At 56.8% G+C, this 22,663-nt stretch carries 20 protein-coding genes; 12 read left to right on the top strand and 8 right to left on the bottom strand.

Annotated features, from left to right (window positions below):
• Position 1 precedes the first annotated feature (1 nt).
• Genes AC0V6M_RS06520 through AC0V6M_RS06495 form a run of 6 tightly spaced genes read right to left on the bottom strand, consistent with a single transcriptional unit; the run spans position 2 to position 6,421 of the window.
• The gene (locus tag AC0V6M_RS06520; RefSeq protein WP_486138024.1) at positions 2–421 is read right to left on the bottom strand and encodes a hypothetical protein; all 420 of its coding nucleotides are present in this window, start codon (positions 419–421) and stop codon (positions 2–4) included.
• A 3-nt stretch (positions 422–424) separates the two neighbouring features.
• Positions 425–727 carry a hypothetical protein gene (locus AC0V6M_RS06515; RefSeq protein WP_486138023.1) on the bottom strand — a complete coding sequence of 101 codons (303 nt, stop codon included), beginning with the start codon at positions 725–727 and terminating at the stop codon, positions 425–427.
• 36 nt (positions 728–763) lie between these two features.
• Positions 764–1,936 carry a SctD/MshK family protein gene (locus tag AC0V6M_RS06510; protein WP_486138022.1) on the bottom strand — a complete coding sequence of 391 codons (1,173 nt, stop codon included), beginning with the start codon at positions 1,934–1,936 and terminating at the stop codon, positions 764–766.
• Positions 1,933–3,684, bottom strand: a complete 1,752-nt coding sequence (locus tag AC0V6M_RS06505; RefSeq protein WP_486138021.1) for a secretin N-terminal domain-containing protein — start codon at positions 3,682–3,684, stop codon at positions 1,933–1,935. Before AC0V6M_RS06505 ends, AC0V6M_RS06510 begins: the two co-directional genes overlap by 4 nt.
• Positions 3,685–3,740: 56 nt before the next feature.
• The gene (locus AC0V6M_RS06500) at positions 3,741–5,720 is read right to left on the bottom strand and encodes an FHIPEP family type III secretion protein (RefSeq protein ID WP_486138020.1); all 1,980 of its coding nucleotides are present in this window, start codon (positions 5,718–5,720) and stop codon (positions 3,741–3,743) included.
• Positions 5,720–6,421, bottom strand: coding sequence for a lytic transglycosylase domain-containing protein (locus AC0V6M_RS06495; protein WP_486138019.1), 702 nt, complete (start codon positions 6,419–6,421; stop codon positions 5,720–5,722). The genes AC0V6M_RS06500 and AC0V6M_RS06495 overlap by 1 nt, the downstream gene beginning before the upstream one ends.
• Positions 6,422–7,210: 789 nt before the next feature.
• On the opposite strand from AC0V6M_RS06495, the gene AC0V6M_RS06490 reads away from it, so the two are divergent.
• The 12 genes from AC0V6M_RS06490 to groL all read left to right on the top strand — a co-directional run bounded on the left by AC0V6M_RS06490 (position 7,211) and on the right by groL (position 17,726).
• On the top strand, positions 7,211–8,398 hold the full coding sequence (locus AC0V6M_RS06490; RefSeq protein WP_486138018.1) for an EscU/YscU/HrcU family type III secretion system export apparatus switch protein: 1,188 nt from the start codon (positions 7,211–7,213) through the stop codon (positions 8,396–8,398).
• Positions 8,395–8,790 (top strand): flagellar biosynthetic protein FliO, encoded by a 396-nt coding sequence (fliO, locus tag AC0V6M_RS06485; protein ID WP_486138017.1) that lies wholly within the window; start codon positions 8,395–8,397, stop codon positions 8,788–8,790. Before AC0V6M_RS06490 ends, fliO begins: the two co-directional genes overlap by 4 nt.
• Positions 8,787–9,770 (top strand): FliM/FliN family flagellar motor switch protein, encoded by a 984-nt coding sequence (locus AC0V6M_RS06480; protein ID WP_486138016.1) that lies wholly within the window; start codon positions 8,787–8,789, stop codon positions 9,768–9,770. Before fliO ends, AC0V6M_RS06480 begins: the two co-directional genes overlap by 4 nt.
• Complete coding sequence (gene sctR / locus AC0V6M_RS06475) at positions 9,767–10,468, top strand: type III secretion system export apparatus subunit SctR (protein WP_486138015.1); 702 nt, start codon at positions 9,767–9,769, stop codon at positions 10,466–10,468. Before AC0V6M_RS06480 ends, sctR begins: the two co-directional genes overlap by 4 nt.
• 18 nt (positions 10,469–10,486) lie before the next feature.
• Complete coding sequence (sctS, locus tag AC0V6M_RS06470) at positions 10,487–10,747, top strand: type III secretion system export apparatus subunit SctS (RefSeq protein WP_472640431.1); 261 nt, start codon at positions 10,487–10,489, stop codon at positions 10,745–10,747.
• Positions 10,744–11,565 carry a type III secretion system export apparatus subunit SctT gene (gene sctT / locus AC0V6M_RS06465; protein ID WP_486138014.1) on the top strand — a complete coding sequence of 274 codons (822 nt, stop codon included), beginning with the start codon at positions 10,744–10,746 and terminating at the stop codon, positions 11,563–11,565. The genes sctS and sctT overlap by 4 nt, the downstream gene beginning before the upstream one ends.
• Entirely contained in the window at positions 11,562–11,981 is a 420-nt protein-coding gene (locus AC0V6M_RS06460; RefSeq protein ID WP_486138013.1) for a helix-turn-helix transcriptional regulator, read from the top strand. Before sctT ends, AC0V6M_RS06460 begins: the two co-directional genes overlap by 4 nt.
• Positions 11,982–12,089: 108 nt before the next feature.
• The gene (locus AC0V6M_RS06455) at positions 12,090–13,676 is read left to right on the top strand and encodes a DNA/RNA non-specific endonuclease (protein ID WP_486138012.1); all 1,587 of its coding nucleotides are present in this window, start codon (positions 12,090–12,092) and stop codon (positions 13,674–13,676) included.
• Positions 13,615–14,091: a hypothetical protein gene (locus AC0V6M_RS06450; protein ID WP_486138011.1), complete on the top strand. Its 477-nt coding sequence runs from the start codon at positions 13,615–13,617 to the stop codon at positions 14,089–14,091. Before AC0V6M_RS06455 ends, AC0V6M_RS06450 begins: the two co-directional genes overlap by 62 nt.
• A gap of 108 nt (positions 14,092–14,199) precedes the next feature.
• Positions 14,200–15,591: an MATE family efflux transporter gene (locus AC0V6M_RS06445; RefSeq protein ID WP_486138010.1), complete on the top strand. Its 1,392-nt coding sequence runs from the start codon at positions 14,200–14,202 to the stop codon at positions 15,589–15,591.
• Between the two features lie 137 nt (positions 15,592–15,728).
• A complete protein-coding gene (gene groES / locus AC0V6M_RS06440; RefSeq protein ID WP_472643550.1) occupies positions 15,729–16,016 on the top strand; it encodes a co-chaperone GroES in 288 nt (95 codons plus the stop codon).
• A 54-nt stretch (positions 16,017–16,070) separates the two neighbouring features.
• Positions 16,071–17,726 carry a chaperonin GroEL gene (gene groL, locus AC0V6M_RS06435; protein WP_486138009.1) on the top strand — a complete coding sequence of 552 codons (1,656 nt, stop codon included), beginning with the start codon at positions 16,071–16,073 and terminating at the stop codon, positions 17,724–17,726.
• A gap of 84 nt (positions 17,727–17,810) precedes the next feature.
• Here groL and AC0V6M_RS06430 read toward each other — a convergent pair whose 3' ends face one another.
• On the bottom strand, positions 17,811–20,165 hold the full coding sequence (locus AC0V6M_RS06430) for a putative bifunctional diguanylate cyclase/phosphodiesterase (protein WP_486138008.1): 2,355 nt from the start codon (positions 20,163–20,165) through the stop codon (positions 17,811–17,813).
• Between the two features lie 199 nt (positions 20,166–20,364).
• Positions 20,365–22,638, bottom strand: a complete 2,274-nt coding sequence (locus AC0V6M_RS06425; RefSeq protein ID WP_486138007.1) for a DUF305 domain-containing protein — start codon at positions 22,636–22,638, stop codon at positions 20,365–20,367.
• Positions 22,639–22,663 lie beyond the last annotated feature (25 nt).

Here is a 22,663-nt window from a genome sequence, read left to right as displayed (position 1 = left end):
CTTACCCCTGTTGCCGGAACAATTGTTGCAGACCGTCTGCGCTGCGATTGGCGATGTTCGAGGTCAGTTGACACTGGAACATGAACTCCTGGCATTTCATCGTCGGCTGTACGATTTCGCCCGGTGTCAGCTCTCCATTGCTGGCCTGCGCTGATTGGGCGAAATCCGTCACTGAGCGCGCTTGCACATCGATCCCGTCAAGCGCGCGCAGCATATTACCGAGCGGCGCGGGCAGATCGGCTCGATTGACGCCGCTGGCGTTGGAGGCTTTGTCGATCGCTTGCGCAAAACGCGCAGCTTCCGTGCCTTGCGCCCCTGAGGCGGCGGTCGACGGACCGAGCGAAATGGTGCGGTCTGCTCCTCCGCTAGGCTGCTGCGCGCCGCCAGGGAGCATGGCTGCTGTGAGTAGCTCGATAGTCATGGATCAGTTCTTCCGGGCCATGGTCTCCAGCGCTTTGGAAACGCTGTCGAGCGAGGTGTGGCTGCTCTGCGCCATGAAGCTCATACGCATAGATTCGGCGGTTAGCTTGGTGATTTCAGACGGGCTGTCAGCCCCTTCATCACCGCTGATGACTGTCGCTTGCTGCTCGATCTTGGAGGCCTGATTATCGAGGGCAGAACCCCAAGCCCCAGCAAAGGCTTCAAACCAATTGCGGTTGCGGCTGCTGGTAAACATCGATGGGCTGGAGCTCAGATTCGCCAATACCCGTCCGCTAATATCCGTCATGTCACTTCCTTTCGTGTTCGGTTCAATTCTGGCATTTCACATCACTAAAGTGTCGCGCATCCCTTCGCGTTCAACAGTTACTTGGCCTTCGCCAATCTCTACGATTTTGTGCCCGGTCGGCAGGCTGGCACCTACAAACCAGCGGGTCCCGTCTTCGGTCACCAAATAGCCAGGGTCACCGGCCACAAAGCTCGCCGCGCCATATCCGGGCGCATTGAAGAAATAGGCGAGATCACTGCCGCCGCGATTGGGGTCCGCACGAAACTCGACAGAGCGGACATGCGGCAGGTCTTTCTGGACCAAAGTGGTCAATTCACCTTGCTTGTCCTTGGGCAGAAACGGCCCTTCGATAATCAAACCACTCGCACCGGCTGGCAGAGCGCGCGCGTCGATTTTTTGTGCTGAAAGCAGGTCAGTTGCGGTTTCCGCCGCTTCCGACAGTGTCTCAACCCCAACGAACAATGACGGGTGCTCCGCCGCTGCCCATTCGCGCAATTGCAGCAAAGCGCTCTCATTGGGGACTAGACCGGTTACCGCCAGCGCGCCCGTGTCCGCGGCGCGTCCAACCTCAAGGCCCCGAAACCCTTGATCAACCAGCGCCAGCTCAATGGCGGTCGGATCATCAGCATCGGGACTAAGCGCGGTGTTTCCGAAGAACGCACCGCCCGCAATCACCAGCAACGCAGCTCCAATCAGGCCCAACTTTCCAGCGGTCCATTCGATCCCGGCAATCTTGGTGCGGGCTGGCTGAGAACGCAGCGCCAAGCGCTCGCCCATATCTGTCGCGGGCAAAGCGTCTGCCTCTTGCAAAGCGACTACCATGGTCTCATTGGCGGCTTCGCTCGCATCCGACCAGCGTTCTTCATCATCGCCGCCAATTGCAAATTGCAGATCGCCAATCTGGACCGGAAGATAGGGCTCAAGCACCAGCTTCTCGCCGGGCCCCATATCACGGCCCAACACCACCGCCTCGCCAGACACAATCTCAAGCATCGGTCGCTTTCCGCAGGTCGCAAGCCTTAGCGTGCAGCCTTTCGTCGAGCGATCGCGCAGAACGATATCATTTTCGAAACTGTGACCAATTGCCAGCGAACGACCGGGCGGCAAACGATGCTCAGCCCCTTGTGAACGCCCATTCAGCACCCGCAGCGTCAGCGATATGCTTTCGCCAAGCTCCTGCACCTCGGCAACGGAAGAATGCGCATTCATCGGCGGCGCCTCGGAGTGACAGGCTCTTCGCCGCGCAGCCGCTCCATAGACAGAGGCTCGACCTCATTGGCCGACAATTGAGCCGTGCCAAGATTGCTGATCCTAGGCGTCAGCAGGAAGAGGCGTTCGTAATGATCCTCGCCTTTCTTGCGCTTGCGAAACAGCTGACCAAGGCCCGGAATATCGCCGAGCAGCGGTGTCTTACGCTTCCGGTCATATGTCGTCGTCCGGGTCATACCGCCCAGCATTACGCTCTCGCCCTGACGCACGATCATATGCGTGGCCAGATTGGCCCCGCCGGTCACAGGCACACCATCGACTACCATGCCGTTGAGCTGTGTGTCATCGATCTCGATCTGCATGCGGATCCGCATATCGCCGCCATCTTCGATGGCAGATGGCCGCACCCGCATTGTCAGGCCATAATCAACGGTGACCGCATCAACTTCGCGTTCCCCTTCCAGCTTGATGACCTGCTGAGTGCTGTCACCGAAAGAGGCGACTTCATTGTTCAATGACGTGAGCAATTGCCGCGTTGTCACGCGAACAGCGCCGCGCTCTTCCAGCGCTTTCGCACGGGCCAAGAACACACTTCCATCTCCGCTCAGATAGCCGCCCGTAATACCCCCCGGCCCGAAATTTGGCCCGCCACCGAAGAGCAGGCCCAGACTCTCGATCCCGAACCCGAAATCAAGGCCCAGCTCTTTGAGCTTCGTGACGTTAAGCTCCAGGATCGTAACCTGCGTCTCAATACTCAACGGCTCGATATCCAGATTGGCAATCAGCTTTTCATAGACACCCATGGTTTCGGGGCGATCCCGCACGATTACAGCGTTTACAGTTGAATCGGCTGAAATCCGCGGTCCGTCCAAATCGCGTTCAATTTCTCGCCGCTCGCCATCTTCTCGGCGGCTGAATTCACGGTCGCGGTCGCTAAATGATCGGTCACGCAAACTGCGCAGCCCAGTGGTGGTGTACTCATTGGTAGAGTTGGATGTGACACTGCCAACTTGGCGGCCATCACCCATCTGTTCCTGAAGGACTGTCGCAACCCCTGGGATGATCGTCAGCAGGTCAGCATTGCGTACCGGGCGGTCGGCGGCGTTGCGATATTTCAGATAGAAAATCCGCACTTCAAACGGGCTGCGAAGACCCGCATGGCGGATCACTTCCGAGCGTACGCTGGCGCGTGCTAGCGGTGCACGGAGCAGAGGTGAGGCGACAAGAGCAGGCGTTTTCTTGGCTGGGGCGACTTGCGCAGGAGCCGACAAGGCCTGAGCCTGCAATTGACCAGTCATGTGCTCGACCTTGTCGAGGAAAGACGGAACGCCCGTGGCCAACACCATCCCATTCCTGGTCTGTACCGTGTTGACCTGATCCGTAAGGCCCATGCTTTCGACTTGAGCACGGACTTTCTCGCCATTGTACGTCGGTATGGATCGGCTGGAAATTTCATTGTTGCTATAGATCCGAGCAACTGCGCCATCCCAGTAAACGACAAGGCCATATGCGCGTGAAATTGTGCCCCAAATGGTTGAAGGATCGTCCTTAAAGACGCCCTGAACTTTACCTTTGACGCCAGTGCTAACTTTGGCCCGAAGACCCGCTTCACTGAACAGATCAGCCACAAAGTCTCGTACATCCTGACCGCGCGCACTGATCGATATTGGGTCCTCCTGAAACGGAACCTCACCAGCGCTCACCGCCACCGGTGACAGCATGGCCGCCAAACCGAGACCAGCGATCATTGGCCGACGCATGGCTCTTTTCAAAACAGGGAAAATCGAACGGGTGTTAAGGGGGTTCACTCCGCAGCCTCCGCATAAATTTCGTCCGGCTCGGCTGCATGAGCAACCAAATCCGGAGCGATGTCGAGTTGCCGCACCACATCAAGCGGAACGGCGGGGTTCAATTCGTTGAAGCTCAAAACTGGCACATCAAAAAGATCGGCAGCGCACACGAGGCGCAAAGGCCGGCGCAAGTCTTGCGCTGTCAGGATAGCGCGGGCGTCGCCGGTTTCGACTTCTTGTCCAATCAGTTTGACGAGATCGCGCATGCGCAAGGGATCAACGGCGAGGCGCGGCTGACCATCAATGCTCGTCAATGTCGCCCGGATCGCATCTTCTGCGCGCGGGCCGATCATCATGACCTTGAGGCGCCCGTCCTCGCACAGCGGCGCGACAATATTGCGCCGCAAAGCAATACGGACCCGCGCGGCGATCATATGCGCCTCGCGTTCGGTCTGCCCAGCCTCGCTGATCGCAGCGATGCAATCGCGCATATTGCGCAGCGACACCTGCTCATCAGCCAATATCCGCAGGACTTCGACGATGGTCTGGATCGGCACAGCGCGAACCGCTTCTTTCACCACTTCTGGGTGGCTCTCGCCCAGCACGTCGAGCTGGTCAGTGACCTCTTGCAGACCAAGGAACAGGGTCAGATTGCGGCGCAGGAGCTCACGCATAAACGCCGGCACGCGCTCCTGGATTTGCTCCGGCTTCTCGCGCGCTGCACCCAGCGGAGCATCATAGGCCAGCAGCTCCCAGCTTCCCTCCGGCTCATTATCCTGCATCCGCTGGACCCTCAGCGCGGGAAGAGCCACACCGGAAACCATTTGCAGATCGTCTTTGGCCGCCTCAAGCTCGCTGGTCAGCAGCGCCATCTTGCTCGCATTCATCGTGCCCCACTGGAGCGACAGGACCAGTGGCTCAACCTGCGGCGCAGGGCGCGCTTTCAGGATGATCTCTTCGGCAGCAGGCGCCTCATCAGTTTGGCCGCGCGCCGCGAATTCGCGCATCTTGCCGCCAACAACGGGATCGCGCCAAGCGCCGACCAACATCAGCGTCAGCCCGAGCGCACAGAACACAGCCCAAGGGAAACCCGGTATCAAACCAAGCGCCAGAGCAATCGCGCCCGCGGCAACCAGCGTTCCGGGACGCGCACCGATTTCAGAGAAGATCGCTGGAGCCAGATCAGGCTTCGTGCTTGGATCATTGCTGCGTGTCACCAGCAATCCAGCAGCGAGCGCACACAGAAACGCAGGGATTTGCGCGACCAGCCCGTCGCCAACCGTCAGAATCGAGAAGGTAGACGCAGCCTCACCCAGTGAGAGGCCAAAGGTGAGCATCCCAACCGCAATGCCGCCAATGAGATTGATGACCACGATCACGATTGTCGCAATCGCATCACCTTTCACGAATTTCATCGCGCCATCGAGGCTGCCGTAGAGGCGGCTTTCCTGCTCGAGCTCGCTGCGCTTTTTGCGCGCCTCGTCCTTGGTCAGCATTCCAGACCGCAGATCACTGTCGATCGAAAGCTGCTTGCCCGGCATCGCGTCGAGGCTGAAGCGCGCGCAGACCTCAGCGACACGCTCTGAGCCTTTCGAGATCACAATGAACTGAACCACTGTGATGATCAGGAAGACTACAAGACCAACGATGATGTTGCCGCCGGCGGCCGTTTCACCAAATTCGGTGATGATTTGGCCGCCGTCCATTTCGGTCAGGATCATCCGCGTCGTCGCGATACTGATCGCCAGCCGCGCGACCGTTGTGAACAGCAGGATCGACGGGAAGGTGGAGAATTCGAGCGGGTGGCGGGCGCCAATCACCGCAATAAGCAGCAATGCCGCAGCAGTTAAATTGAAGGCAATGAACACATCCAGCATCACTGGAGGTATTGGCAAAATGAGCATTGCGAAGATTGCGACCAGCCCGCCGATAACAATCGGCTGGGCCGTGGGCACTGCCGATGCAGCGTTTTTGAGCTTCGCGCTGAGCGCCATCAGAAGTTCACCGCAATCCCGTTCTCGCCAGCGAGTGAGACGTAATTCGCCTTCACTTTGGCAACATAATCTTGAGTTTCACGATAGGGCGGGATCTTCATACCGTACTTGCGAACGGCGCCTTCACCTGCATTGTACGCAGCAAGAACGAGCTCCAGATCCCCATCGAACGTCTGCCACAAACGGCTGAGCAGTTTCGCACCCGCATTGATATTGGTGGTGGGGTCGAACAAATGCTGCGGATTTCTCACCCCCAAATCGCGGCCTGTACCCGGCATCACCTGCATCAGCCCCCTAGCGCCGGCATGGCTGACCGCGCGGTCGCGGTAGCGGGACTCTTGCTTGATGACGGCGTGGAGAAGCAGAGGATCGACACGGTGGACCCGCGCTGCTTGCTCGATGATCGCGTCGAAGCGTGTGCCGTAACTTTGCGGACTGAGCGCCAAAACCGCTTCAACATCCTGATCGCCGACCAATCCCTGTCCGCCTAAGCCATCAACCTCGATCGGGCGGCGCGCGCTTTCAGGAGGGATGATTGCGACAATAGACCCATCGCCCAGCTTGAAAGTTTCAGCCTCCAAGCTCAGTTCTGTATTCGCTTTCTCGGATCTCTTACCTTGGCTTTTCGCGTCCGTCTCGGCCGCCAAAATAAACCTCGGATCGTCGGTGGCCTCGTCATTGTAATCGGGGCCGCGTGGCATTGCCTCCGTCTCTTCGGAGATCGTCGTACTGCGCACATTGTCGCGCGGGCGGTTAGCTCTGAAAGCTGGCGATTCGATTACAGTGGTTTCAGGACAGTGGCCCAGCAAACCTTCAAAATGTCTAAGCGAATCAACGCTCGCCACACGAATGGGCGCATCGACCTGACATTCACCTGGATTTGCGATTGGGTCCGGATCCCGCTCCTTAGCTGCGACGCTCGCACCGCCAAGCGCAATTAAACCGGCACCGATTAAAGTAAGCCTCGCACTACAAGACTTCGCATTACGAAGAATTGAGACGCAACTATTCTTTATTTTACTTGACACGCGACCTCCTGTTCAGAACTCAGTTCTAAACCAATCAAGTAACCTAGCTAATTGCTAACGGGTCGGGAATCCTGCCTTTGGCCCCACCAAGCCAGCAACCATGATGGTAAAGGATATTTGGTAAGTTTGAAGGCCCCACGTAAACCTTGGGAAAACTTGCTCAATTGCCCGGAATTGCGTGCGTTGTGCGACGAATTGAGTGCTTTTCGCTTTTTCAGTTCACCGTAAAATTGGAGCGATTCGTCTGTGACACATTTGTGAAGCGATTACTGCATCCGACTCGAGTCGCCAAAAGTTTCACTGGTAACGACTTCAAAGCCCGTTGACTTTACTAACAAGGGTGCAAATAACGTGATTTCCGGGCCTGCCATCCGGAGTCGCGTGGGGCGAAAAATCGTCTCTAGCGCGCACATCAAAAGCCCGTTTCTGACAGGCGTCTTATTGAGGTGAGTGGCAGGCCAAATGGCGGATGAAGATAAAGGCGGCGACAAGACAGAGCTGCCGACCCCCAAAAAGCTACGAGATGCCCGCGAAAAGGGTGACATCGCCAAAGCTCAGGACATTACGTCCATGCTCGGCACTTTTGGGGCAATTCTATTATTGATGGTGGCAGGCGCGTGGATCGCGCGCAGCATCGCAGATTTTGGGGACCGGGTTGTGACCCAGGCGGCCAGCGGCGATTTCAATTTGGCATTCGATGGCTTGGCGGGAGAGGGAGCCTTGCTGCTTCTGATGCTGAGCGCGGTGGTACTCATTCCACTTTCTGCGCTCGGCGGTTTGTCGGAAGCGTTCCAAACTCGCGGTCTGTTCGCGCCAAAGCGGCTTGAGCCGAAATTCGAGAACATCAATCCGGTCAAAGGATTGAAGCGGCTGTTCGGTAAGGACGGATTGGTCCAATTGGTCAAAACACTAGCGAAAGTGCTCGCCGTGCTCGCTGTCGTTTGGCTCGTCGCTTACGGGCATATTGAGAAAATGGGCTCCATGCTGCTGCCCGCCTCAGAGGCCGTTTGGCGAGACGGGCTTGGCGCACAGGCAGGATCGCGTGATGCCGCCCTGACCTACAGTATAACGCTTGAGATCCTTGCTTGGGTCGGCGGGCTATTCGTTGGAATCGCGCTCATCGATAACGTCTGGACCAAGCAGCGCTTCCTCAAAAAAATGATGATGAGCCGGCGCGACATCAAACAAGAGGTGAAGCAGGACGAAGGTGATCCGCATGTGAAGGACCACCGCCGGCGGCTGGGTCAAGAATGGGCGCAATCAGGCGCTATCTCAGCCACGCATGACGCATCCGCGCTGCTCGTCAATCCAACACACCTCGCCATCGCGCTCGATTATGATCCTGATCGCGCCCCGGTCCCCGTGATTTTGGCACGCGGCGATGGTGAAATCGCGCAGGCTATGCGGGAGGCAGCGATCGACGCAGAAGTCCCGATAATCCGCCACATCCCAACGGCGCGCAAACTGTGGGCGCGCGGCGAGGTTGGCGAGATGGTTCCCGAGGAATTGTTCGATGCGATCGCCGAGGTGATCTTGTGGGCGAAGCGTGCCCGGGCCGGAAAGGCTCCAATGGAGTGTGAGCTCGACCATAGCCGCGCGCCGCACAGCGAACCAAATGATACAGAACCAATGGAGTTAGAACCGTCATGACCATCGGAACGGTGCTTTCGTCCCTGCTCGCGATCATTTTGTCTCTGGCCTTCGTTATCGCTCTCGCATGGGGCGGGCTTTACCTTATGCGGCGGTTTCAGGACGGGAGCTTTGGGAGGCTCGGCGGCCAGCAAGACACGCGGAATTTGCGCTTCATCCGGGCCCTGCCAATTGGACCGCGCGAACGCCTGGTTCTGATCGAAATTGAGGGTGAAGAGATGCTGCTGGGTGTGACCGCGCATTCTATATCTCGGCTGAGAGAATGGCCCGCTCCTGGTTCAGCCGAAACGGCCACGGACGCTGCGGATTACGATGCCCATGAAACACCAAGCGATGCCGCAAAAGAGCGGCCACGTTTTCGCCTGCGTATGTCTGATGAGGGACAATTATGAGCGCTCGGCAGGATCAGCCCGAGGGCGTAGCCAGCCGTCTGCCCAACTTGAACGCCGATCAATGCGCCTGGGCGCATCATGCGGCCCGATTACTAGCCCGTCGTGGTATGGCGACTTCGGTTGTGCCGGCTCAGTCTTCACAAGCGGACTGGTACAAAGGGGATGGTCTTGCGTTTCGCCCTCCGCCAGAGACGCGCGCGCCGCTAGGCGCAGCGGCTGACGCATTGGTGGACGCCTTGGCTTTGCACAATTCGTCGCTCAATGAGATTGAGCAGGCAACCGGCATTGCTGCAGAGTTCAACAATCATGGCGAGCTCGGCAATGATCTTGCCTGCGTCCGCCTCACTCGCGCCGGTGAGCCTTTGGGCGAGATCGCGCCGCTTGCACCCCCGCCCATACCCTGTCCCGCAGCCACTCCGGTGCCGGTGCCGCTGTCTCTCGCTGCGACGCGGCTCACTCTGGATGAGGCTGAGGCATTGGGAGGGGGCGATCTGCTGCTGCTCTCTGGATCGCCTTGGCCCGTTATCGAGAACGCGGCCAGTCCAGTGGGCGGCGGCGTAGTTTTCGATCCGCAAACAGGGCGGCTGATTGCCGCGCTTACGAACACCCCTAACAACTTTGAGGCAGCTCCGATGAGTGACCCATCAGACACCAGTCAAATGACCGTGCCAGTGGCTCTGCAATTGCCCGATGCAATCCTATCGCAAGAGGATCTGGCCGCCCTTGCAAATGCCGGATCGATTGACCTCGGCCCCGTGACGGAGGGCCTCCAAGTCACTATCAGCGTCGGCGGATTGCCGGTTGGCAAAGGCGAGATTGTCCGCGTGGGCGATCGGTTCGCGGTGCTGGTCGAGAGCCCCTCACCAGCCGCAAACCAGCCCGGCGATCAAAGCGCCGACACGGCCGCGCCCGCCGCTGAAGAAGCATCGCCCGGTGATCCGTTGAGCGATACTGGCGAGCTGGCGGCAGAAACAGAATGATGGAACTCGGGACATTCACCCCCGGCTCCGCGCTGATCACAGTATTGCTGATCGCGCTGGCTCCGTTCCTAGCTGTAATGGTCACCAGCTTCACCAAAATCGTGGTTGTCCTGGCCATCGTGCGCAGCGCGCTTGGCCTGCAGCAAACCCCGCCGAACATCGTTCTCAATGGACTGGCGCTGATCCTGTCCGTCTATGTCATGTACCCGACCCTGCAAGACATGTCGGCTGCCGCTGGAATGGGGACAGAAACCGAGGCCACAATGCCGGGCGATAGCCCTGCCGGCCCGTCCCAACTTGGCGATACCCAAGAGATCATATCAACCGCCGACAAAGCCAAAGAGCCGCTGCGCAAGTTCCTGATCGCTAATACGGATGCGGAAGACCGAGCCTTCTTCTTGGCGACACAGCGGCAGATCAGCGGGCCGGAACGCGCGGCACAAATTAGCGACAGCGATTTTGTCATCATCGTCCCGGCGTTCGCGGTGCGCGAGCTGACAACAGCCTTTCAGATTGGGTTTCTCATATTCCTACCGTTTCTGATCATTGATCTGGTGATCTCGAATATTTTGCTCGCGCTCAACATGATGATGCTCAGCCCGGTCACGATCTCACTGCCGTTCAAGATCTTACTGTTTGTGGTCATCGATGGGTGGGCCAAACTCAGCCATGGATTGGTGCTGTCCTATGCGATGTAGCAAGGCGGGGCTTTGGCCATGAACCTGACCGACATCACGCTTGAGGCATTGTGGCTGGTGCTGCTGCTGTCAGCTCCACCGATTATCGCCGCGTCGGTGGTCGGCCTGATGGTGGCTGTGGTGCAAGCAGCCACACAGATCCAAGAGCAGACGCTCCAGTTTACCCTGAAGTTCTTCGCAATCGTGCTGACCCTGTTCATCACCGCCAGCCTGATGGTTGGCAGCTTGTTCGCCTTTAGCGACAAGATTTTTAGCAATCTCAATGGGCTGGTTGGATGAGCGTTGGGGGCGCACTTGGCCAATCGCTGATTTCAGCTGCCCCTTGGACTGAGCAAGCGCTGCTGGTCGGTGCCGCATCTGCTCGGTTTGCCATGGCCTTTATTATGCTGCCGTTATTTTCGCCGCAACTGATCCCGCCGCTCGTGCGCAATTCCCTGATCATCGCCTTTGGCTTGGTCGCTCTATCACTGCCGGTCTCCTTCTCGCCCAGCACCCTGACCGCAGCACAGTGGCTGGCGCTGTTCGGACGCGAAGCGGCGGCAGGCGTTGTAATTGGCCTGTTCTACGCGACATTCCTCTGGGCCATGGCCTCAGCAGGCGAGATCATCGACAGCAAAACAGGCGCCACCATTGCGCAAGTCGTCGATCCTATTTCCGGGAACACGCAATCACTTTCCGCGACCCTGCTGGGCAGGTTTGCGCAAGTCACCTTCGTGACCGCCGGCGGCCTGACGCTCCTCATTGGAACCTTGATGATGAGCTATGCTCTTTGGCCAATGGGGTCGGGCGGGGTTGACCTCGACATGGCATCAGTGATCCTGTTCGAGGGAGAGTTTGGCCGGTACTTTATGATTGCCTTCATTCTCGCCACCCCTGCGCTTATGGTCTTGTTTATGATCGACCTTGGTATGGGATTGCTCAATCGCTTTGCGCAGAACTTCAACGTGTTCATGCTGTCGCTATCGATCAAAGCGACCGCTGCGATCTTTGTGCTTGTCTTGATCTTGCCTTTACTCGGCAATCTGGTCGTGAACGATCTGATGTCGCGCGATGCCGTTGCCCAAGGCATGCTTGACCGCACAGGAACACCGCAGTGACACAGCGTCCCAACCATCCTGCGGCCGAGGGCCTTGCCACTCGGGCCAGCTTGCAAGGCAACCCGCGTAGCGGCTCCGAGGTCGATTCCGAATTGCTCGCGCTGATCGAGGAGATGCGGAGCGCCGCTAAACGTGATCCCTCGCGCAAGCGTGAGGTCACCGTAGGCGAGTTCCTGGTCGATGGAGCGCGGGTTCCACTGTCTCTGGTTGATCCATTGCAGCAACTGACCCGTACCGAAGCCGCCGCCCTGAGGTTCGCAGGATGGGGACGCTCCAACGCGGATATTGCGACCTTGCTGGCGATTAGTGAGGGCACCGCCCGCACGCACCTAAACAGCGCGGTGCGCAAACTGGAGCTTGATGGGATGCGCGGGCTGGTCGCGCTCGCAGGCTTGCTGTTCCACCCGCTGGACTAGCGCCGAGATGCGGCGAACTGCGCCGATCTATACGATCTGCAGATACTTCGGAACTTGATAACCGGGTACCGCTGACGTCGAATGATCAATTCGGCGAAGGTGTTTGCTATGAATGGGATTACCAGCTCTGCACAGGGTTCGAATAGCACCTTTGCAGACAGTCTTGCGCCAAGCAGTTTTGAAACGCTTGACCGACTAGATGATGGATTTGTCGCACCTCCGCCGGAGATGACCCGAAGCCAATGGCTCGAACAGGCGCGCAATAGCACCAATCCCGCAACGCAGGCGTATTTGAATGAGCTCATCACTTTGGCCGGTGGTCGCACGGATGACGCAGCCCTCAATCAGGTGATCGATCGCTTCCAGGCGCTACAAGTGGCGAGCACTGCTAGCGAATTGGCAGCAGCACAGCGCGGTTTCATCGATCAAATTGGCACAGCTCTGCAACGGTTAGACCCGCTTAACAATTTGCTGAACCTGGTCCAACCGCAGATCGCCGATTTGGCTCGAACCGCAGGGCTTGAGCAGACTGAATGGGGAGCCTCGCTTCAAGGTGTACTCGATAATCCCGGCACGCTCAGCGCATTTAACAATGGCTTGCGGCAAGGCATGTTGAACGGCGCAAAAGACTTGGTGGTAGGCACACTCGAGCTGGCCAGTAAAACGCTGCAATATGGCGCCGACAGCGGGGTCTTGGGTGATGCAGGTGACTGGCTGCGCGATAATGTTGGCGGCTTAGGTGGCGGCGCATTCGATGCCATTATACCATCGGCCGCGCGCGGAGAGGCGACCACCGCGACGCTTGACCGCATGGGATCAGTGATCGGCGACTATGCAAGCGCCGTGGCCGCTAATCCTCGCCGCTTAAAAACAGATATCGCCAACGCTCTGGATGCACAGTGGAGCAGTCTAAAAGATGCCCACGCCGCCGCCGCTGCGCTTGGACCGGAGGCGGAGGCGCAATGGTTTGGCGAAGCCATTGGCCGCGTCACCTTCGAGGTGGCTAGCACTTTCATACCGGTTGCAGGACAAGCGGGTAAAGCAAGCAGGGCCGCGAATGTCGCAGCAGATGTCGGCGATGCTACAGTTGATGCAGCGCGGCTCGCAGAGCGCGCTGACAATGTGCTGGACGCTGCGCGGGCCGCACGTGCAGGTCGGAGCATTGACCATGCATTTGGTTCAAACTCAGTAAAGTATACTTACGATTCCCAAGGACGATTGGCATCGGCGAAGGCTGAGCTAAGCGAAGTGTTCAGCGGGCTAGATCGGAGCAATGCAGAAACAGCCGCGCAGCGCGATGTTGCGCGCTTGGGTCAAACCGGCGACCACGGCGGCCATGCCGCTGGACATAGATTTTTGGGGGATCAAGGTGAACGGGCAATGTTCCCGCAAAACGGCACTCCGCGCGATGTTGTGATCGACGGACAGAATGTTCGTTTGAAAAACCTCAACAGCGGCGCATTTGCGAGATTAGAAAATGAAATCGCCGACTGGATTAACGCTGGCGGCAAGGTCGACTATGAGATTAATTTCTCTGACTTCGACGGTGTACGTCCGGGGCGGATCGAAGTAAGGTATAGCGTCCGCGACGCCGATGGAGACGTGATCTTTGAAAATAGCAAGGCATTCCGTAATGAAGCCGGTCAAAGTTTTGACCGCATTTCTGCTGCCGATATGCCTCAATATTTCGAGTGATCAAGAAGGAATTGAAGCGATGAATATTGAGGATTCGCAACTCGACCAATCGAATACTTATGTGAACGAAATTGCGCGTCTGTTGCTGCAAACTGAGCGTTTGAGCGATGATTGGGAAGCGGTTGCCTTGAGCGTCATTCTTGATGGCGAATCATACGATAGTTCAGGTTTCAAATATAGAGCGAATGGCAAAATTGTTCCGATTGCTCCCAATGAGTGGGAGTTCTACGAAAAGCTGATTGCTTACCGTGATTTTCAGGCCAAGCAGTCGGGCGATCCGGTGTGGAAGAGCTGCCTCATCCAAATTGATCGCGCATCCAACTCTTTTGAAATCCACGTTGAATATGACGATCCAATGCGTTGGAAAATCACACCCAAAAATCTCGCCCAGATGCGAAATTCTCTGAGGCCTTAGGGACCGCATCGACCTGTGGCCAACAGGACATAGCGCGCTCCCTAAATTGTCAAAGGTTTGCTCGTTCGATTGAGGCACTGAAGCCATGCGCCTATCCGGGCCGGCTGTATGAGCGAGATTGCAACTCATAAATCGCCCACATGGGGCAAGGAACTGCGAGCAACCTTGCTGCTCGCGGGGCCACTTGCGACTGCCAATCTCTTGCAGATGCTGACCTATGCTGTCGATGTAATCTTCATTGCCCGGCTCGGCGATGAACAGCTTGCGGCATCGGCGCTCGCCGTTTCATTGTTCGGGCTGGTGCTCTGGGCCATGACAGCTCTTACCGGCGCCGTTGCCCCGCTTATTGCCGAGGCCATTGGCGCACGCTCGCCATCTTTTCGGCCAGTCAGGCGTTCCACAAGAATGGCCCTCTGGCTTGCGCTAATAACCGGCGCATTGGGCATGGGTATCTGCTTGCTGCTCGAGCCATTGATGCGGGTTACCGGCCAGCAATCGTCAATAATCGCGCTCGCACGTGAGTATAATATCGTGATCATCTTTTCGATGATCCCAATGCTATTGGCCGGCGTTTTGCGCTCCTATGTTTCGGCGCTTGGCCGTCCAATCTTTGCGACAGCAATTACCGGGCTTGGGGTTTTTGTGAACGCCGCTGCGAATTACGCCTTTATCTTCGGCAATTTCGGCGCCCCGGAGATGGGCCTGACAGGTGCGGCTGTCGCGACGATCATCACGTCACTCTTCACGCTTGCCATCTACGTCATCGTAATCATCGGCGATCCCGCGCTTGCCAAGTTTCGGATATTCTACCGTTTTTGGAAACCAGATTGGCAACGGTTCTGGCAGATCATTCGGGTCGGTACACCTATCGCGTTTACGGTCACTGCGGAGGCCGGGATCTTTGGTGCGGCAGCATTCATGATGGGCCGCTTTGGAGCGGCAGAGCTTGCCGGTCATACGGTCGCCCTACAATTAGCCGCACTCGCTTTCCAGATACCGTTCGGGGTGGGGCAAGCGGTCACAATTCGCGTGGGCTATTTCTACGGCGCCCGCGACCCGCTGGGGGTGAAACGGGCGGGCTGGGTCGCACTCGCAATCGGCACAGGCTTTATGGCGCTCACTGCCAGCGCGATGGTCTTCGCGCCGTATCTGCTGCTTTCTATCTATGTTGACCCATACGCTGCAAAGAATGCCGCTCTTGTCGGGTTTGCGCTCCAATATCTTGTACTAGCCGCCGCGTTTCGGCTGGTAGACGGGGTGCAAGCCGTGGCGGCAGGCGCGCTACGCGGATTGCAGGATACACGCGTGCCGATGTGGATCGCGATTTTCAGCTATTGGGTGCCCGGCATCGGGCTTTCTATCTGGCTGGGTTTCTTCACGCCGTTGGAGGGCGTCGGTGTCTGGATTGGACTTGCCGTCGGCTTGGCTTGCGCGGCGGTTCTTCTCACATGGCGCTGGATGCTGCGTGAAAAATTGAGCCTTACCCGGCACCCGATCTAATCTGGCGCGAGTTTCCGAAAAAAATATCGCGGGCAGAGTGTTGACTCATGCAGGCGCCACAACCACATGCTCCTCGCTGGCACTCTCAAGCGGAGAGTGCCAATCTATTTATCAACCTAAGAAGAAAGGTCATCATTATGGCATTTCGTCCGCTGCACGACCGCGTTGTCGTGCGCCGCATCGAAGCCGACCAGAAAACCGCTGGCGGCATCATCATCCCTGATAGCGCGCAAGAAAAGCCAAGCGAAGGCGAAGTCGTCTCCGTTGGTGAAGGTGCACGCGACGACAGCGGTGCGCGTATCGCGCTCGACGTCAAAGCTGGCGACCGCGTTCTGTTCGGCAAATGGTCCGGCACCGAAGTCAAGATCGACGGTGAAGACCTGCTAATCATGAAGGAAAGCGACATCATGGGCGTGATCGGCTGAGCCGAGCGATCCCAATAGCTTTTCAATCAATCCAATTTTTCAGGAGAAACAATCATGGCTGCTAAGGACGTAAAGTTCGGCCGCGATGCCCGTGAAGGCATCCTCAAGGGCGTAGACACGCTTGCAAACGCCGTAAAAGTGACGCTCGGCCCGAAAGGTCGCAATGTTGTCATCGACAAGAGCTTTGGCGCACCGCGCATCACCAAGGACGGCGTTACCGTCGCCAAGGAAATCGAACTTTCTGACAAGTTTGAAAACATGGGCGCGCAAATGCTCAAGGAAGTTGCGTCGAAGACCAACGACCTGGCCGGTGACGGCACCACCACTGCCACCGTATTGGGCCAGGCCATCATCCGTGAAGGCATGACCGCAGTTGCAGCCGGCATGAACCCGATGGATCTAAAGCGCGGTATCGACACTGCGACAACGAAGGTTGTCGAAAACCTCAAAGGCCGTTCGAAAGAAGTCGCTGGCTCATCTGAAGTTGCGCAAGTTGGCGTGATCTCTGCCAATGGCGACAAGGAAGTTGGCGAGAAAATTGCCGAAGCCATGGAAAAGGTCGGCAAAGAAGGCGTCATTACGGTTGAAGAAGCCAAGGGCCTCGAATTCGAGCTCGACGTGGTTGAAGGCATGCAGTTCGATCGCGGCTATTTATCGCCGTACTTCATCACCAACCCGGACAAGATGACGGTTGAACTCGAAAACCCGTACATCCTGATCCACGAAGCCAAACTGTCGAACCTGCAAGCTATGCTGCCAGTGCTCGAAGCGGCTGTTCAAAGCGGCCGGCCGCTGCTGATCATCGCTGAAGACATCGAAGGCGAAGCGCTCGCGACCCTCGTGGTCAACAAACTGCGCGGCGGCCTCAAGGTTGCTGCGGTTAAGGCACCTGGTTTTGGCGATCGCCGCAAGGCAATGCTGCAAGACATCTCGATCCTTACCAAGGGCGAAATGGTCAGCGAAGATCTCGGCATCAAGCTTGAGAACGTCACGCTCGGCATGCTGGGTGAGGCCAAGCGCGTCACCATCGACAAGGACAACACCACGATCGCCGACGGCGCTGGCGCCGAAGAAGACATCAAAGCCCGCGTCGGTGAGATCAAGGCTCAGATGGAAGCTACAACCAGCGACTATGACCGCGAGAAACTGCAAGAGCGTCTGGCGAAACTCGCTGGCGGTGTTGCTGTGATCAAGGTTGGCGGCGCTTCAGAAGTCGAAGTGAAGGAACGCAAGGACCGTGTTGATGACGCGCTCCACGCGACCCGCGCAGCCGCCGAAGAAGGCATCGTCCCTGGCGGCGGTACTGCACTGCTCTACGCCTCGAAGGTTCTCGAAGGCCTCAAGGGTGAAAACGACGACCAGACCCGCGGTATCGACATCGTTCGCCGTGCGATCCTGGCGCCGGTTCGTCAGATTGCTGCAAACGCTGGCCATGATGGTGCAGTTGTTTCAGGCAACCTGCTGCGTGAAGGCGATGAGACCCAAGGTTTCAACGCTGCGACCGACACCTATGAAAACCTCGTCGAAGCTGGCGTGATCGACCCGACCAAGGTTGTTCGCACCGCGTTGCAAGACGCAGCTTCGGTTGCTGGACTGCTGATCACCACGGAAGCGGCGATCACCGACACTCCAGAAAAAGAAGGCGCTGGCGCCCCTGCAATGCCCGATATGGGCGGCATGGGCGGTATGGGAGGCATGGGCGGCTTCTAAGACCTCATCCCCTTCTAAAGCTTACAAAAAGGCCCCGGTGGAGCGATCCGCCGGGGGTTTTTTATCGATTCCGGTGGCGCGAACTTAGGCGCGGCGAGCGATGCGGTCTTCTGTTCTTCCAGCACCCCTGCCAAACATTTCCAAAACTTCATCACCACGCATCGGCATACCCAATCCGTACCCTTGAAGGATATCGCATCCCAGCTTCGTGAGCTTCTTGCTTTGGGATGGGTTCTCAACGCCTTCGGCCACAACCGAAATATCGAGTGCGCGTGCAATGTTTACAATCGATGCGATCAGGCTGTGCATCGCGGGATCTTTCCCGACATCACGTGTGAGAGAGGCGTCGATCTTCAACCGGGCTGGGCGCACATTCACAAGGCTAAGAATTGACGCGTACCCACTGCCGAAATCATCGATCTCAATTTCAACATTGAGCTGGTGCAGGCGCTCAAGAACCCTTTTTACCTCTTCATTTGTGTCATCGAGGAAAGTGGACTCAAGCAATTCGAACGACAGTAAGGACGTGCGCTCGCCAAGCTGTTCGACGCATTCTAAAAGATTGGGATCGACGAGGCGATCGCTGGAAACATTCAAAGACAATCGCTTTGCATCAAAGTCGGCATGGGCCCAAACTTCAGAATACTCGACTGCACGATTGAGGATTTGGCGGTCGATTTCTGTCAACTTATCCATTTCTGCTGCGTAACCAAGGAAGTCGCCCGGCATCAGCAAACCTCTGGTTGGATGCTGCCATCTGGCTAGCACTTCAAAGCCGACAGGCTCATGAGTTTTAGCGCAAAACTGAGGCTGGAAGTACGGAATGATCTGATCCTGTTGATCAAGCGCAACTCTTAGGTCTTCTTTCGTGGTGCGTGCAAAAGCGGCGCGCACTCGCATATCATGCTCAAAAACCATATGCTGTTTGCGACCACTTTTCTTAGCTTCATAGAGCGCGAGATCAGCATCGCTCAAAAGGCTCCAAACATCTTTTTGCTCCCCCTTCTCGACGGCAATCCCAACGCTCGCGCCGATCTCAAAAACGCAATCATCAATCTGGAAAGCATCACTCAAAAGATGGCTCAGCTTTTCGCTAAATTGAATGGCGCGCCGTGCTTCTACTTCGTCAAAAAGAATGGCCATGAATTCATCACCCCCGATCCGGGCGACAAATTCTTCTTCGTTCGTGAGGCTCATGAGGTATCCGGCAATACGCTTTAACGCAGCGTCACCCATCGCGTGGCCATAGCGGTCATTCACATCTTTAAAATAATCTAGATCAATGTGAAGAACAGACAAACAGGCCTCTTTCTGCTTGGCGATGTCGAGCATTCCATCATAGATTTTTACAAGATAGCGACGATTGGGCAGTTCTGTCAGGGCATCATGCAAAGCGCTTGCTTCGATTTCCATTTTAGCGGCAAGCAGTTCCTTGTTACGCTGTTTCAGTTCAAGCTGAGCTGAAAACAGGTCGGTCACATCAGAATTGGTGCCGACAACACGAATCGGTTTCCCAGCCTCATTACGGACAACTGCCGCGCGTGATCGCCACCATCGCCAACTCCCGTCCTTGTGGAGGATACGATAGGTTTCGTTATAGGGCCCTTTGTCGGCGATATGGTCGTTTAGGGCCTTAATTACACGATCTTTATCGTCTTTGTGTACGCGCTGTTGCCAATAAATGAAGGCTGCCGTCCCTTCAGCACTGGTAAGACCTAGCAGCTCGAAATTCTGTTCAGAGGACACCACAGTATCCGTTATGAGATCATGGTCCCAAATACCGTCAAATGATGCTTTTAGAGCAAGGTCGAACCGTTCATTTGCTTGTTCTGCCTTGCTCACCGCTTCGGCCAGCTGGGCGTTTGTTTGCTGGAGTTTGTCGTAAATCTCAGATCGATCTTCGCGGTCCATGAAGAACCCGATCAGTTCAGCAAGCGAGGCGGCGTAGGCCGCTTCATCCGGGGACCATTCGCGATATTCGTCAACAGTTTCCAAGCAAATTACGCCGCGCGCACCGCCAGCGGAGCGGATTTGCGTATCCAACATCGAAAACACCCGATTGGGTTTGAGATAAACTTCGGTGAATTCTGAAGTGCGCAGGTCCGTTCTGGCATCAGAGGCAGTGATCACCCGTTCCGTTATGACAGCATCGAAATACTTCGGAAAATCAGATGCATACAATATAGCGCCTGATGAATGACGGCCGCTCAAGCTTTCATAAAGGTCAATGCATTCAATCTGCGACTGATGCTCATCCAGCACCCAAGCACTCGCGCGTTGGACCTGTAGTTGCAAACTGGCTTCTTGGGTTAAAACTCCAATGAACTGAACACTGCTGAGGGCACCCTCAGTGTACAGCCGCATCAAGCGGTCCAACGAATTGTTGAATTTTCGGACGCGCTCCAACACGGTCTCGTCCGGAAATAGCGGAATGCCCATTACAACTCTGCCACGTACATGAAACTTCGCAGTGAATGACAAAAGTGGGCTAATTTTCCCGTGTCAGCAGGCCTAGTGAAACTCCTGAATAGACGAGTGTTTTGCACCCCGATGAGAATATTCTCGGCAAAAGAAAAGGCTCAGTTGGCGCAAACCAGCCGAGCCTCTTTTCTTTGAACTTGCGCTGAGCGCGCTAGAATTACCCGCCTTTGCGGCTGTTCACTGCAGCTTCGATCACATCTGCATCCCAAGTGACTTCGGTTTGAGTCTGCGGGTTAAACCGGGTGTTGGCATAGCTTGCGGCTTCTGCTGCAGCAATTTCCTCTGCGGTGAGAAACTCGCTTGGCTCAAGCGCGAAAACGTCGATGCCGCGGGTGATCTCGGTTCCGTAAATTCGGCCGTTGTACCAATAGGACGACCAGTAACCGCCGACGACCAATTGCTCGGCATCAATCGGACCGCGATCAAAATAGGCGATCTCAACCGGGTTCGAGCTGTCGGTGAAATCCATCACGCTGATCCCGCCCTGATACCAGGATTGCACGAACAAATCTCGACCCGGCACAGGAACGATCGAGCCGTTGTGCGCAACGCAGTTTTCCTTGTCGCCTTGAGGTGCAGGCATTTTGTAGTGGCTGCGGAATTCTAGCTTGCCATCGGCGATATCGTAGATCGCATTCGCGCCCCACGTCATTGGGTCGGACGCACGGCAACGCGCGCGGCCACCGCCGCCCCATTCATCGGTGAAGATCACTTTCGTGCCATCATTGTTGAACGTTGCAGAATGCCAATAGGCAAAGCCTTTATCGAACACGGCATCGATCCGCACCGGGTTCATCGGATCGGAAATATCGAACAAAATGCCATTGCCTGAACACGCACCAGCCGCGATATTCTTACTCGGGAAGACCGTGATATCGTGGCATTCGTCGGTTGGACGCGTGTCCTGCGTGCCCTCACCGCTGTCACCGCCGGTCCAAAGGCCTGCGATGCTGCCGGTTTCTGGGTCAGCAAAGACGCGCGGCGACTTTACAATGCGCGACTGAGACGGGTCGGAGAGTGGAATTTCGATTACGTCGATGCTGAACAGGGCTGTTCGCGTGTCGCCGGCAATATCGCCTACGCAGCCCGCCAGCTCATCCTCTTCCCGAATGCTGGACGTGCCAGAGTTGTAGACGATGATTTTCGTGTCATCTGCGCTGACTATAGAGTGCGTGTGGCTGCCCCGGCAGGTCTGCACGCCGCCGACTTGGCGCGGGCGGGTCAGGTCTGAAATGTCGAAAATGCGAAGGCCGCGGAAACGATCCTCACTCACATCTTCAGCCACGCCCTGCAGACCGCAATCGACGCGGCCCCGGGTTTGCTCGACGCTCATGACCAAGATGTCGCCGACAACCGAGACATCCCCTTGGCCACCCGGACAGACGACCGAGCTCATCAGATTCGGTGCGCCATCGTCGCTCAGCTTGTAGATGTTGAAACCGTGGTAGCTGCCAGCGACCATGATGTCGTCGAAGAAGGCCATGTCCGTGTTAGCGAAATCGAGCAGCGGTGAGCGCTCAGCAAACTTGGTGAGGTCTTCTTCCTCTTCGCGAAGCGGCGTGTCCTCCGCTGGCTCAGCGTCTTCTGCGGGCTCAGCTGCCTCCACTGTCTCGTCCGCTTTGTCTTCTTCCTCATCAGGAATGGCAGGCCGCAAATCGGCAGGGTTGGCCGGATCAAAGAAGCCGGCTGGTTTGGAAAGGCTCGCGACTTTGCGCAGGTTGAGAATTGCTTCTCCGGCGTCGGCAAAGCCCGCTTTCAACGTTGCGCGCGGATCAGCGGAAAGGCTGGCCAAAACGGTGTTCATCTTGTCGATTTCGCTGGTCTGGTCGGCGTCCACATCGCCTGCGAATTTGAACAAGACCGGATCAGCCGCACTGCCCGGCTGGCCGAGCAATTCTTCGACCATGTCGATTGCGCCGTCGTGGTGAGCAATCATCAGTGTCAGGAACAGGCGATCAAATTCAACGCCAGAAGCCGCCGCTAATGCAGCCATTTGTTCCGGGCTAGCCATGCCAGCCATCATATGGTGCATGTGGGCCGCATGGCCTGCATGGCCCGGCATCTGAGTTGCTTCACCGCGATCTTTCAGCCAGCCTTCCATGAATTCAATTTCATCGGCCTGGCTCGCTTCAATCCGGCCAGCGAGTGCCACCACTTCTTCGCGGTTCGTCCGGTCTTTCACCAAGACCGCCATATCGACCGCCTGTTGGTGGTGCACAATCATGCCCTGCATGAAGGCAACATCGGCTGGGGAATGCGTAGTTGCGGCAATCTGGGTTGCCTCATCAGCGCTAAGAACGCGGCCTTCTTGGCCTGGTGCGCCAGGCTGCACAATCGGGGCGTTTTGCGCGAGCGCGAGGCTGGAAGTCCCAAGCAAAAGCCCGGTAATCGCGAAGCTTGAGGTTTTTACGATCTGTTTGGTTCGAATCATTAGAAATTTACCCTATTCCAAAGCT

It is taken from the genome of Erythrobacter sp. JB3-1 (genome assembly GCF_057364995.1).
This window is presented reverse-complemented; position numbering and strand designations above follow the sequence as displayed.